General features: G+C 72.4%; 10 protein-coding genes. 7 read left to right on the forward strand and 3 right to left on the reverse strand.

What is annotated here, in order from left to right; all coding sequences use genetic code 11:
- Positions 1-13 precede the first annotated feature (13 nt).
- Both ACFY36_RS01090 and ACFY36_RS01095 read left to right on the forward strand, forming a co-directional pair.
- Positions 14-799 (forward strand): alpha/beta hydrolase, encoded by a 786-nt coding sequence (locus ACFY36_RS01090; RefSeq protein WP_499743834.1) that lies wholly within the window; start codon positions 14-16, stop codon positions 797-799.
- The gene (locus tag ACFY36_RS01095) at positions 796-2,355 is read left to right on the forward strand and encodes an alpha/beta fold hydrolase (RefSeq protein ID WP_499743835.1); all 1,560 of its coding nucleotides are present in this window, start codon (positions 796-798) and stop codon (positions 2,353-2,355) included. The genes ACFY36_RS01090 and ACFY36_RS01095 overlap by 4 nt, the downstream gene beginning before the upstream one ends.
- On the opposite strand, the gene ACFY36_RS01100 is transcribed toward ACFY36_RS01095, so the two are convergent.
- Both ACFY36_RS01100 and ACFY36_RS01105 read right to left on the reverse strand, forming a co-directional pair.
- Positions 2,342-3,712: an amidase gene (locus ACFY36_RS01100; protein ID WP_499743836.1), complete on the reverse strand. Its 1,371-nt coding sequence runs from the start codon at positions 3,710-3,712 to the stop codon at positions 2,342-2,344. The two genes, ACFY36_RS01095 and ACFY36_RS01100, sit on opposite strands and share 14 nt — an antisense overlap.
- Before the next feature lies 1 nt (position 3,713).
- Positions 3,714-4,577: an alpha/beta fold hydrolase gene (locus tag ACFY36_RS01105; protein ID WP_499743837.1), complete on the reverse strand. Its 864-nt coding sequence runs from the start codon at positions 4,575-4,577 to the stop codon at positions 3,714-3,716.
- Between the two features lie 103 nt (positions 4,578-4,680).
- On the opposite strand from ACFY36_RS01105, the gene ACFY36_RS01110 reads away from it, so the two are divergent.
- Complete coding sequence (locus ACFY36_RS01110; RefSeq protein ID WP_499743838.1) at positions 4,681-7,413, forward strand: AfsR/SARP family transcriptional regulator; 2,733 nt, start codon at positions 4,681-4,683, stop codon at positions 7,411-7,413.
- On the opposite strand, the gene ACFY36_RS01115 is transcribed toward ACFY36_RS01110, so the two are convergent.
- A complete protein-coding gene (locus tag ACFY36_RS01115) occupies positions 7,382-8,158 on the reverse strand; it encodes an alpha/beta fold hydrolase (RefSeq protein ID WP_499743839.1) in 777 nt (258 codons plus the stop codon). The two genes, ACFY36_RS01110 and ACFY36_RS01115, sit on opposite strands and share 32 nt — an antisense overlap.
- A 251-nt stretch (positions 8,159-8,409) precedes the next feature.
- Here ACFY36_RS01115 and ACFY36_RS01120 point away from each other — a divergent pair, with 251 nt between their 5' ends.
- The 4 genes from ACFY36_RS01120 to ACFY36_RS01135 all read left to right on the forward strand — a co-directional run bounded on the left by ACFY36_RS01120 (position 8,410) and on the right by ACFY36_RS01135 (position 12,377).
- Positions 8,410-9,399, forward strand: coding sequence for a hypothetical protein (locus ACFY36_RS01120; RefSeq protein ID WP_499743840.1), 990 nt, complete (start codon positions 8,410-8,412; stop codon positions 9,397-9,399).
- A 13-nt stretch (positions 9,400-9,412) separates the two neighbouring features.
- Entirely contained in the window at positions 9,413-10,243 is an 831-nt protein-coding gene (locus tag ACFY36_RS01125) for a hypothetical protein (RefSeq protein ID WP_499743841.1), read from the forward strand.
- Positions 10,244-10,291: 48 nt separating this feature from the next.
- Positions 10,292-11,878, forward strand: a complete 1,587-nt coding sequence (locus ACFY36_RS01130) for an FAD-dependent oxidoreductase (RefSeq protein ID WP_499743842.1) — start codon at positions 10,292-10,294, stop codon at positions 11,876-11,878.
- A gap of 67 nt (positions 11,879-11,945) precedes the next feature.
- Positions 11,946-12,377 carry a peptidase inhibitor family I36 protein gene (locus ACFY36_RS01135; protein ID WP_499743843.1) on the forward strand — a complete coding sequence of 144 codons (432 nt, stop codon included), beginning with the start codon at positions 11,946-11,948 and terminating at the stop codon, positions 12,375-12,377.
- The last annotated feature ends 66 nt before the right edge of the window (positions 12,378-12,443 follow it).

Consider the following 12,443-nt stretch of genomic DNA (forward strand, 5'->3'; position numbering starts at 1 on the left):
GTGAGGTGGCGTCGTGAGCACGCCCGTAGTTTTCATCCACGGTCTCTGGATCCATTCGGTCTCCTGGCAACCCTGGCAGGAGCTTTTCGCGAGCAAGGGCTACGCGCCCCTCGCACCCGGCTGGCCGGGCGACGGGGACACCGTGGCGCTGACCCGGGACGACCCGGGCGCGGTGGCCGGCCCCGGCGTCGAGGACATCACCGAGGCGTACGCCAAGGTAATTGCCGATCTTGACGAGCCGCCGATCGTGATCGGGCATTCCTTCGGCGGGCTGATCGCCGAGAAGCTGCTCGACCGCGGCCTGGCCCGAGCCGTCGTGGCGATCTCCCCGGCCCCGATCAAGGGCATCCGGGCGCTCCCGTTCAGCCTGCTGCGGTCCAGCTTCCCGGTGCTGTCGCGGCCGGCCAACAAGCGCGGGGCGGTGTCGCTGACCGAGAAGCAGTTCCGCTACTCCTTCGGCAACGCGCTGTCGGCCGAGGAGTCGGCCGAGCTGTACGAGCGGGTGGCGATCCCCGGTCCGGGACGCCCTCTGTTCGAGGCGTCCTCGGCCAATTTCACCCGCGACGCGCCCACCACCGTCGACACCTCCCGCGGCGACCGCGGGCCACTGCTGCTCATCGCCAACGGCAAGGACCACACGGTGCCCGCCGTCGTCGTCCGCGGCGCGCACAAGCTCTACGGGGCATCCAGCGCCCGCACCGACCTGATGACCTATTCCGAACGCGGCCACAGTGCCCCGTTCGACCACGGCTGGCGGGAAGTGGCCGACGACACCCTGACCTGGCTGGCCCGCCGATGACCACCCACAGTTTCGTTGTCGGCGGGACTCGGCAGGTCTACCACGTCGAGGGCCGCGGTCCGGTGATGATCGCCCACTCGGGCGGCCCCGGCGTCGAGTACACGTATCTGCGGTCGGCGAAACTCGAAGAGCATTTCACCATGGTGTACGTCGAACCGATCGGGACCGGGGATTCGCAGCCGTTCCCCGAGGGCGCGACATACGTGGACACGTACGTCGACTTTCTGCACTCGATCGTCGAGCACCTGAACGTCCCACAGGTGTACCTGCTGGGACACTCGCACGGCGGGGTGGTGGCCCAGCGGTACGCGGTCCGCCACCCCGGCCGGGTGGCCGGTCTCGCGCTCTACAGCTCGACGCCGATGACCACACCGGAGTTCTGGGCGGCCGGGCGCGCCGAGGCGGCCGCCTATCCGGCGCACTTCCCCTACGTCGACGAGGCGATGACCATCGCGGCCGCCTTCGCGAGCACGGAGCCGGAGCGCACCGACGAGGAGAAGACCGCCACCATGCGAGCGGTCCTGCCGATCTACTTCGCCGACTACTGGGGCCGGCGGGCCGAGTTCGAGCCGCTCCGCGAGACCATCAGGACCTGGCTCGTGAAGTACGACGGCAACCGTGTCGACTATCGCCCGGACCTGCCGTCGATCACGGTCCCCACGGTGGTGCTGACCGGCCGGCACGACTTCATCTGCGGCCCGCGCTGGGCGCGGATGCTGCACGACGGGATCGCCGGCTCGCGGCTGGTGATCCTCGAACACAGCGGTCATTTCGCTCAGATCGAGGAGCCGGACGCGTTTCTCGAAGCGGTCACCTGGCTGCTGGGCGCGCGTTTCGAGCACGAGGTGCGCGCCACCTTCCGCCGCGGCGACAGCGAGGGAGTGCTGCGCCTGGCCCGGGCCGAGATCGAGCGGGCCCGGGCCGCGGGCGAGCCGGCCGGTGAGGTCGAGGGGCTCTACGCCACGGCCCGGGTCGCCCTGCGCGGCGGCGATCTGGGCCGGGCCGAGAAATTGGCCCGGGAGGCGCTCGACGTCGCCGTGCGCTCGCTCGACAAGCGGCTGGAGGAGCGGCCGCGGCACGTGCTGGCCGCGGTGGCCCGGATGTCCGGTGACTATCCGGTGGCCCGCGAGCGCTACCTCGCGAGCATCGCGCTGAACGAGGCGCTGGGACAGCCCGAGCAGGTGAACTCCGAGTCCTACAACCTGGCCGTCGTGGAGCTCAAGACGGGCCACCTCGACCGCGCCCGGGAGTTGCTCGCGCAGTGCCGCGAGCGGGTGTTCCGCGAGGGCTGGCTCTCGTTCGTGCCCTACCTGGGCGTCGCCGCGGCCGCGATGGCCACGGCCGGCGGCGATCACGCGGGCGCGGCCCGGATGATCGGCTTCACCGACAGCGCCTACGCCGCGGTGGGCCAGGTCCCCGACCCGGACGACGCCGAGGAGCTGTCCCACGCCCGTACGTCGGCCCTCACCGCTCTGGGCGAGGAGAAGTTCGCCGGCGAGTACGCGGCCGGGGCCGCCCTGGACGCGGCCGTGGCCCTGGGCGTCAAGGACGCCTGACCATCACCTGCTCCATGGCGAGGGCGATCTCCACGAGCCTGCCCTCGCTCCATCGTGGCCCGATGAGCTGTACGCCGACCGGAAGCCCATCCCGGTCGAAGCCGGCCGGGATCGAGAGGGCGGGCAGGCCGGTCACCGAGAGCCCGGCGGTGTAGCGGGTGAAGGTGGCGAAGGGGTCGACGATCCGGCCGTTGTGCGTCATCGACCGGCTCTCCGCGATCGGGATGGCGGTCGTGGGCGTCGTCGCGGTCAACAGGACGTCCACGCCGGACAGAGCCGCGGCGAAACCCCGGCGGAGAGCGGGAATCGAGCGGGACACGGCCTCGGCGTAGGCGGAGGCCGCGATCGGCCGGGTCAGGCCGCCGCGGATGTCGGCCCCGAACCGGCCCAGGTTGCCGGCGAGGCCGCCCGCCACCCCGGCCACCCGCAGCGCCTCCTCGAGGGAGACGGTTCCCTCGGTGAGGACGGTCAGGGATCCGATCTCGCCGGCCCGCTCGGCGCCCTCGACGGTGACCGGCACGAGCACCGCGCCCTCCGCCTCCAGCGTCTTGTGCGTCCGTGCGAGGACGCTGTCCACGTCGGGGCTGTTGTCCGTCGCGTAGAAGCCGCCCGGAACGCCGACGCGCAGGCCCTTCAGCGGCGCCGGCTCCAGGGTCTCGGCCGGGCCGCCGCCGATCACGCGCAGCAGAGCCGCGGCGTCCTCGACCGTACGGGCGATCGGGCCGGCCACGTCGCAGGTCCAGGAAAGGCCGAGCACGCCGTCGGTGCTGACCCGGCCCAGCGTCGGCTTCAGCCCGACGGCGCCGCAGAGCGCGGCCGGGATCCGCACCGATCCGCCGGTGTCGGTGCCGATCGCCGCCGAGCACAGCCCGGCCGCGGTGGCGGCCCCGGAACCGCCGCTGGAGCCGCCGGGGATGCGCGAGGGGTCGTACGGATTGCGCACCGGCCCGAAACGGGGATTGTCGCTGGTGACACCGAACGAGTACTCGTGCATGTTCGTCTTGCCGATCACCAGCGCGCCGGCTTCCTTGAGCAGCCGGACCACGGTGGCGTCCCGGTCCGGCACAAAGCCGTCCAGGGCCGCCGTGCCGGCCGAGGTGACCGTGCCCGCGGTGAACAGGTTGTCCTTGAGCGCCAGCGGAATGCCGTGCAGCGGCCCGAGTGCCCGGCCCGAGGCCTGCCGGTCGTCGAGCCGCGCGGCCTCGGCCAGGACGTCGTCGCCGCGCGACAGGATGAACGCGTTGAGGCCGTCGCGCCCGTCCAGCGCCTCGATCCGCTCCAGATACACGCGGGTGAGCTCGCGGCTGCTGAGCTCGCCCCGGCGGATGGCGGCCGCCTGCTCGACCATCGGCGTCATCTCATACATGGGAGCTCAGGAATTTCCTGATCAGAGGGACCACCTCGTCGAGCGCGCTCTCCAGCAGGAAATGGCCGCCGTCGAGCAGGTGGACCTCGGCCTCGGGCAGGTCGGTGGTGAACGCGAGGGCGCCGCCCGGGGCGAAGACCGGATCGTTGCGGCCCCACACGGCGAGCAGAGGCACCTGGCTCTCGCGGAAGTACTTGTGCACGAGCGGGTAGAGCGGCGGGTTGGTGGCGTAGTCCAGGAACAACTTGAGCTGGATCAGGTCGTTGCCGGGCCGGGACAGCAGCGCGTGGTCGTGGGTCCAGGTGTCCGGGTCGACCAGGCTCTCGTCGGCGGCGCCGGTGAGATATTGCCAGCGGGTGGCCTCGAGCGAGAGCGCCGGACGGACCCCGGCCTCGGTCTCGGGCGTCTGTTCCTTCCAGTACGCCAGTTGGGGCGCCATGAAGTCCGGCTGGAACCCCTCGTCGTACACGTTCCCGTTCTGACTGATGATCGCCGTGACCGCGGCCGGATCGCGCAGGGCGAGCCGCCACCCGATCGGGGCGCCGTAGTCCTGCACGTAGAGGGAGTACCGGCTGAGGCCGAGCTGCTGGAGCAGTTCCGCGGTCAGGTCGGTGAGCGAGTCGAAGGTGTAGCCGAAATCGGTGACCGGCGGCGCGTCGGAGTGCCCGAAGCCCAGGTGATCGGGCGCGATCAGGCGCCATCGGCCGGCCAGCGCCGGAATCAGGTTGCGGAACATGAACGAGCTGGACGGGAAGCCGTGCAGCAGCACCAGAACGGGGGCGTCGGCCGGCCCCGCCTCGCGATAGAACAGCCGGCGGCCCTGAACGGTCGCGTACCGGTAGTGAACCTGGGTCATGTCCTCCGACGCTAGGGACGCCCACTTGACGACTTGTGAATCGGCGATGATCGCTCTTCACTGGGCGTCAACAGGGTTCTGGCTGACTCCCAGCATGATTCGCTTGCAGGTACTCGGTCCGCTGCGGCTGTGGCGGGACGACATCGAGCTCGACGGCGGCCCGCCGCAGCAACGATGTCTGCTGGCGCTGCTCCTGATCCGCGCCGGCCGGCCGGTCAGCCTGAACGACCTCGTGCGGGAGATCTGGGGGAGCGATCCGCCGGCCAGCGCCACCAACGTCATTCACAAGTACGTCGGTGTGCTGCGCCGCCTGCTCGAACCCGGCCTCCCGCGGCGGTCGGCCGGGTCGTATCTGCTGCGGCACGGCACCGGCTACCGCTTCGCCCTGCCCGACGAGGCCCTCGACCTGACGATGTTCCGCCGGCTGGCCATGTCGGCCCGGGCCGGGGCGGCCGAGGGGCGGGCCTCGGAGGCGCTCGACGGCTACGTGCGGGCGCTGCGCCACTTCCGCGGCCCGGCCGGTGACGCGCTGGCCGAGAGCGCGACCGCCGCCGCGGCCTTCGCCAACGTGAACGCCGAGTTCTTCGAGGCCGTGATCGCCGCCGCGGAGCTTGCCGTACGGGCCGGCCGCGCGGGTGACGTGCTGGTCCCGCTGCGGATGGCGGCCGAGATGGACCCGCTCAACGAGCCGGTGCACGCCGGCCTGATCGCGACCCTGGCCGCGGCCGGGCATCAGGCCGAGGCCCTCGCGCGGTACGGGGCGATCCGGGACCGGCTGACCGCCGAGCTCGGCATCAACCCCGGTCCCGAGCTGGCCGAGGCCCACCTGCAGATCCTGGCCCGGACGGCCGGCACGTCCACTCAGGAGCCGGCCGGCCGGCCTTTCGCCACCGTCCGTCCCGCGCAGCTGCCGCCCGACCAGCCCCTGTTCGTCGGGCGCCGCCTCGAGTTGGGCATCCTTCAGGACCTCTACGCCGGGATGCGCGACGGCGGCCGCCCGGGCCCGATGGTGATCGCGGTGGACGGCGTGGGCGGTGTCGGCAAGTCGGCCCTCGTCTCGCGCTTCGCCCACACCGTGGCCGCCGAGTTCACCGACGGTCAGCTCTTCCTCGACCTTCGCGGGCACCAGGGCGAGGACGGCAGCGTCCCGGCCGGTGACGCCCTGCGCCAGCTGCTGTACGGCCTGGGCGGCCGGCCGTCCGACATCCCGGACACGTTCGACGCGCTGGCCGCCGCCTACCGCGGGCTGACCGCCGGCCTGCGGCTGCTGGTGGTGCTGGACAACGTCCGGGACCCGTCGCAGATCCGCCCGCTGCTGCCGAACTCGGCCGACAGCCTGGTCCTGATCACCAGCCGGCGCCCGCTGACCGGCCTGGCCGCGTCGGGCGGGGCCTGCCTGGTCGAGCTGGACCGGCCGGACCGTGTGGAGGCCCGGGAGCTGCTCACCGCGCGTCTCGGTGAGCAGCGTGCCGAGTGGGATCTGGGTGACGTGGACGAGATCGTCGAGCGCTGCGGACGACTGCCGCTGGCGCTCGTGATGGTCGCGGCGCGGCTGAGATCGGGGGCCGGCCGCCCCGACGAGGTCGATGGCGATCCCCGCACCGTGCTGGCCTGGTCGTACCGGCAGCTGAGCCCCGGCGCGGCCCGGTTGTTCCGGTTGCTGTCGCTGGTGCCGGCGCCGGGAGCCTCGGACGGGGCCTGCCTCAGTCTGTCCGGGCGTGACCCGGCGCGCGCCCGGGCCGACCTGGACGAGCTGGCCGGGGCCGCGCTGATCTCCGCCGGCGGTCTCCGTACGTCGCCCGAGCCGATCGGGACGTACGCCGGGGAGCTCCTGCGGGCCACCGACTCGCCGGCCGAGATCGGAGCCGCGGTCGACCGTCTGCTGGAGCACTATCTGCACAGCAGCCTCGCGGCCGAGGCGATGCTGGGCCCGGGGCGCCCGCCCATGGTGCCGCCGGCGCGGGCCGGCGTCGTCGCCGAGCGGCCCACGTCGTACCGCGAGGCCCTCGACTGGTTCGCCCGGCACCGCGAGGTGCTGAAGGAGGCCGTCCGGCTGGCCGCCGAGGCCGGCCGCGGCGTCGCCCCGTGGCACCTCGCCCTGACCATCCAGCCGTACCTGGAGCTTTACGGCTTCTTCCAGGACTGGGACGACGTCATGCGGCTCGCGCTGCGGGCGGCCCGGGAGCAGGGCGACGTGACCGGTGAGGCGTACGTGCTGCGCTGCCTGGCCGGGGCCCGGTCGTTCGCCGGCGCTCACCAGGAGGCCCTCGACCTGCTGGAGACGGCGCTGAGCATCTTCGCCGAGCGCGGCCTGCCGGCCGAGCAGGCCCGGGTGTACGCCCGGGCGCACGCGGTGCACACCGCGATCGGCCGCCACGATCGGGCCCGGGCCGACAGTGAAAGGGCCGTCGCCCTGGCCGCCGGCGCGGGCGACGAGGTGGCTCAGATCGACGGGCTCATCCGCAACGGCCGCTCGCTGACCACGCTCGGGAAGTACGACGAGGCCGACCGGGTGCTGCGCCGGGCCCTCGACCTGGCCGGCCGGACCGGTGACGACGACGCGCCGATCCGGGTCGCGGTCGCCGGTAATCTCGCGGCGGCCGGCCGGCTCGGCGACGCCGTACGGGAGCTGGAGCGGGCCGGGAGCCGCTTCGAGGTGGTCAGCACCTTGGCCGAAGTGCTGATGACGGCCGGGGACGAGAGCGGCGCGCGAGACGCGTATGAGAAGGCGCGCGACGTCCTGAACGCTTATCCGGACGGCGGACCGGACCACATGCGGGCGACCCTCGACCGGCTCGATCCCGTCATCGCCGGTGGACTCGATAGGGCCCGGTGACCCGGCGGGTGAACTCGAGAAGGAGGTGAGCGAAGCGTTCCGACTCCTCCAGGTGCGCCAGGTGGCCGCTGTGCTGGAAGGTCACCAGGCGCGACCCGGGAATGCCGTCGTGCAGCTCGCCGGCCGCCCCGGACGGGAAGAACAGATCGCGTTCCCCGGCCAGCACCAGGGTGGGCGCGGTGATCGCGGGGAGGGCGGAGCGCACGTCGAACGCCGCGGCCGGGACCGGCCACGCCCGCGCCCCCTGGCGGACCGGGGCGAACTCGGCCTCCCGGCGCCAGTAGTCGGCGAAGTAGGCCGGGAAGAGGTCCCGTTCCCGACGGGTCGCCTCGGCCTCGCCCGGTCCCGCCGGCCGGTCCCAGGAGGCGAGCGCGGGCGTGTACGAGTTGTCCACCGCGTAGTCGCGCAGCCGGTCCCTGACGGCCGCCGCGGTGGCGGCGCCGGCGGCCGGCCCGGTGGCGTAAAGGACCAGCCCGGCCAGCCGGCCGGGGTGCTCCAGCGCGTAGCCCTGGGCGACGGCCCCGCCGTGGCCGTGCCCGAGGACGAAGACCGGGTCGCCGCCGACGTGCTCGATCACCGCGTGCAGATGCCTGACGTACGTGGCCAGGTCGTAGGCCGCTCCCGGGCTCGGCGCCCCGGACGCCCCGGTGCCCGCGGGCTCCAGATAGGCCATGGTCAGCTCTCGTTCGGCCAGCGGCATCCGCAGATATTCCCAATGCGCTCCGGGGCCGCCCGGATGCACCACGCACAAGGGACCTCGCCCGTAGAGACGACAGGTCAGCGATAGCCCGTCCACTCGCACTTCGTGCGTTCTTGCCGGACGTGACACGGACAGCTCCTCGACCCGATGGCGATAGGTGTGCACGATTGTGCTCCGAGTCACTTTATTTTTTATGACCGGCCGATCCTCTCGGCGCTCTGTACGCGGAATCTATTTTCCTTCCACTGCGTCCCGGCATGATCCTCGTCGCCGTGCGATCGGACGAGGGAGTGTTTGTGGCTGTGAAAATGTTCCGCTCGCCGGTGGTGCTGGTCGTCGTGGGAGTGGTGGTGACCGCGCTGATCGCCGGGGTGGTGGCCTTCGCCGGCGGATCATCCGGTGAGCACCCTTCCGCGCGGCCGGCCGTCACCCCGAGCGCGTCCCCACCGGTCGTGGAGGAGGCGCCACTTCCGGCGGAGACCCTCGCGCCGCCGCCGGGCTCCGTGGACACCGACCCGGGCCAGAAGGAGCCGGTCGCGATCGGCGACCTGCCCGTCATCACCGGCGCGCCGGCCGCGCCGGAGGCCACAAACTCGCCGGGCGCTCCCGCCGCGACCCGGACAGCCGCCGGCCCGCCGGCGCCCGCGGCGACCACGACGGCGGCGAACGCCCCGGCCCCGCCGGCCGCCGCTCCCGCCGCCACCACCACCAAGGCGGCGACGGCCCAGCCGACCGTGGCGGCCAAGGCGGTCACCTATTCGGCCGTCGCCGGGCTCGGCTGCACCGGCGCCGGAGCGATCTACTCGGCGTACGGCTGGTTCAAGAACGGCAACGCCGGATGGTGGACCCTGGCCCAGGGAAGCACCCGCGAGGGCGGATGCAACGGCAAGTTCGACGACATGCCGATGTCCGGCTCGGCCGGCGCCGACACCGCCGGGCAGGCCCTGGTGTGGGGATTCCACATCGGAGCGGCCCCGCAGGTCTGCTCGCTCTGGATCTACGTGCCGACGAGCGCGAGCAAGCGCGACGTGATCGCGTCGCCGGTGCGCCTGGTCGTGATGACCAGCACGAAGATCGACAGCACGCCCTACCCGGGAGCGGCCGGCGAGCGGACCGTCTCGCAGGCCGCGGCCAACCACAGCCGCTGGGTGCCGATCGGCAACTACCGGGTCACCAACACGACCATCGGCGTCAAGCTCACCAACCGCGGCAACGCCGGCGGCTACCCGGTCACCTATCCGCACATCGCCGGTGGGGCCGTACGGGCCCGCTGCACCGCCGCCTGACCCGAAGGAATTCATGCCCAAGCCAGTTCGCGCGATCGCCCTCGCCCTCGCGGCGCCCGCTCTCGCGCTGAGCGCCTGCGGATCCGACCAGCCCACCCCGGCCTCCTCGCCGGCGGCGATCTCCCCGGCGGGCGCCGCGGACGCGGCCGAGGCCCTGCTGCCCCCGGTCAAGGGCGCGTCCGTGATCGAGGCCCGGGGCCCGGTCGAGGCGGGCTACCGGGACGTGCGCCCGAGCTATCTCGGCCGGCTCACGCTCACCGCGAACTGCGTCGGCGACGGGACGATCACCCTGACCGTGACCGCGATCGGCAACGCCGAGGCCGGTCTGCCGCAGCCGCGGGAGGTGGCACGCGCGACGGCCGCATGCGCCGACGATCCCGTGGCGGCCGAGGTCTCCTTCGACGGCGACCCGAGCTGGGACCGGTTCGTCCTCGAACTGGCCGACTCCGGGAGCGCGGCCGGACGGGCGGGCTTCGCCTACCGGATGACCAGCGACGCCGGCCGGCCGGTGACCGCGGGTGACATGCCCAGCCCGAGCCAGGCGCTGCATCTGACCAGCGACGCCGGTTACGGCGTCGGCAGCGACGTCAGCCCCGGTGGCTCGCACTACGCGGGCTCCCTGCAGGAACGCGGGCGCTACACGATGGCGGCCGCCTGCGTCGGCGCCGGCACCCTGGACCTTCGGGTGGGCGAGCGGCGTACGACCGTCAATTGCTCCTATTCGCCGTCCCGCCACGACTCGGCGGTGGAATGGAAGTCGGGGACCGCCCCGGAGATCCACGTCGAATACCACTCCACCGCGACGGCGCCCGCGCGGTGGGCCGCCCAGTTCATTCCGCGTTGACAAGCGTCGATACATAAAGTGTTCAGTGGGGTTTTCTAGCCTCCCCGCATGGCCACAGGCATCCTCGACGGAGAGCAGTTCGACCGTCTCGCGCGGTACGGCGCCGAGCAGCGGGTCGAGGTGGGTCACTGCCTCTACTCGTCCGGCGACCACTCGTACGACCTCTTCCTGTTGCGCACCGCCGCGGTCGAGGTGATCCGCGAGGCGACCGCGAACGAGCCCGAGCATCTGGTCTACGAGCGCGGGCCGGGCGACTTCCTGGGCGAGCTCAGCCTGCTGACCGGCCAGCAGGTCTTCGCGACGGTGCGGGTCGTGCGGGCCGGGACGGTGGTGCGCATCGGCCGGGACGCGCTGCGCCGCGTCCTGGCCGAGCAGGTCGACATCGCCGACGTGATGATCGAGACGTTCCGGCGGCGGCGCGAGATCCTGCGGTCGTCGGTCGGCAGCGCCCTGGAGATCATCGGGCTTCCGGACACCGCCGAGACGCTGGACCTGCGCACCTACGTGTCCCGGATGCTCCTGCCGCATTCATGGCTCGACGCCACCTCGGTGCCGGGCGCCGCGGTGATGCGGGCCGCCGGGATCGGCACCGGCGAGCTGCCGGTCGCCCTGCTCAACGGGGCCGTGCTGCGCAACGTGACGCCGGGGATCCTCGGCGAGCAGCTCGGCATGACCTACCGGGCGGACGGGCACATCCCCGACGTCGTGGTGGTCGGGGCCGGACCGGCCGGGCTGGCCGCCGCCGTCTACGCCGCCTCCGAAGGACTGGCCACCGTGCTCGTCGACGGCACCGGCCTGGGCGGCCAGGCGGCCAAGAGCGCCCGGATCGAGAACTATCTCGGCTTTCCCCAGGGCGTCAGCGGCGAGCAGCTGAGCCGGCTGGCCATGGTGCAGGCGCTCAAGTTCGGCGTGCGGATCTACTCGCCGTGCCGGGTGGCCGGCCTGGACGTCAGCGACGAGCACCGGCCGGTGGTCGAGCTCGAGGACGGCACGCGCATCGAGACGCGGGCCGTCATCGCGGCCACCGGCGTCCACTATCGCCGCCTGGACATCGCGCGCTGGGCCGAGTTCGAGAAGGCCGGCTGCATCCGGTACGCCGCCACCGAACTGGACGTCCGCGGCTTCGAATCGCTGCCGGTGGCGGTGATCGGCGGCGCCAACTCGGCCGGCCAGGCCGCCCTGTCGCTGGCCGAACGCGGATCCGAGGTGACGCTGGTGCTGCGCTCGGCCGACCTGGGCGCGCGCATGTCGTCCTACCTGGCCGACCGCATCCGCAACCATCCCCGTATCCAGGTGCGCCACGAGAGCGCGGTGGGCGGCCTGACCGGCGACGAGAAGCTGGCCACGGTCGACCTCCACGGCCCCGGCGGCCGGCGCGAGGAACTACCGTGCCGCGCGCTGTTCTGCTTCATCGGCGCCGAACCCGAGTCGGCCTGGCTGACCGGCGTCGACAAGGACGACAAGGGCTTCGTCCGTACGGAGACCCGCGACAGCCCCCTGCCGTTCCAGACCAGCGCCCACCGCGTCTTCGCCGTCGGCGACCTCCGGGCCGGCTCCATCAAACGCGTCGCCACGGCTGTCGGGGAGGGCGCGAGCGCCGTCTCCTCGGTGCACGCTGCTCTTACCGGCCACTGAAGTATCTGTCAAGTGGGCAGGGATACGTTTCGGCGGCAACGAATTTTCGCCGAGTGAAAGAGATCTGATGAGACTGCGCACTGTCCTGAGAGGCGCGGCCGCGGCCGCCCTGCTTCTCGCGGGAACTCTGGCCGCGACGCCCTCCGCGGCCCAGGCGGCGTGGAAATGCCAGGTGGGCTACGTCTGCTTCTACGAGAACTTCAATCTCACCGGAAGTGCGGCCGTTCCAGGTGTGCTCAGCATGTGGAGCGGCGCCTTCCCGGGACAGGCCGTCGATTTCCGCAGCTACACGTTCACCAACGGCACCAACCTGAACGACGCGGCGTCGTCGGTGATCAACCGGACCAGCCGGACGCTGTGGGTCTTCGAGCACGGCAATTTCAACAAGTACAAGAGTGGCCGTGTCACCGGTGTCGGTCCCGGGCAGGCGTGGAACTTCGGCCAGGACGAGGGCATGCTCCAGGACAAGCGGGCGTCGTCCGCCCGGTTCTTCGAGTAGGAACGCGTCCGCCGGGCCGGCCGTGCAGGCCGGCCCGGCTCATCGTTGCGTCACCCACCGCCGCCA

Origin of the sequence: Actinoplanes sp. NPDC000266 (genome assembly GCF_042899005.1) — a bacterium.
GTDB lineage: Bacteria > Actinomycetota > Actinomycetes > Mycobacteriales > Micromonosporaceae > Actinoplanes.

Coding starts and splice junctions, on each gene's coding strand:
- ACFY36_RS01095 (WP_499743835.1), top strand. CDS start 796: ATGACCACCCACAGTTTCGTTGTCGGCGGGACTCGGCAGGTCTACCAC.
- ACFY36_RS01100 (WP_499743836.1), bottom strand. CDS start 3,712: ATGACGCCGATGGTCGAGCAGGCGGCCGCCATCCGCCGGGGCGAGCTC.
- ACFY36_RS01105 (WP_499743837.1), bottom strand. CDS start 4,577: ATGACCCAGGTTCACTACCGGTACGCGACCGTTCAGGGCCGCCGGCTG.
- ACFY36_RS01125 (WP_499743841.1), top strand. CDS start 9,413: ATGCCCAAGCCAGTTCGCGCGATCGCCCTCGCCCTCGCGGCGCCCGCT.
- ACFY36_RS01130 (WP_499743842.1), top strand. CDS start 10,292: ATGGCCACAGGCATCCTCGACGGAGAGCAGTTCGACCGTCTCGCGCGG.
- ACFY36_RS01135 (WP_499743843.1), top strand. CDS start 11,946: ATGAGACTGCGCACTGTCCTGAGAGGCGCGGCCGCGGCCGCCCTGCTT.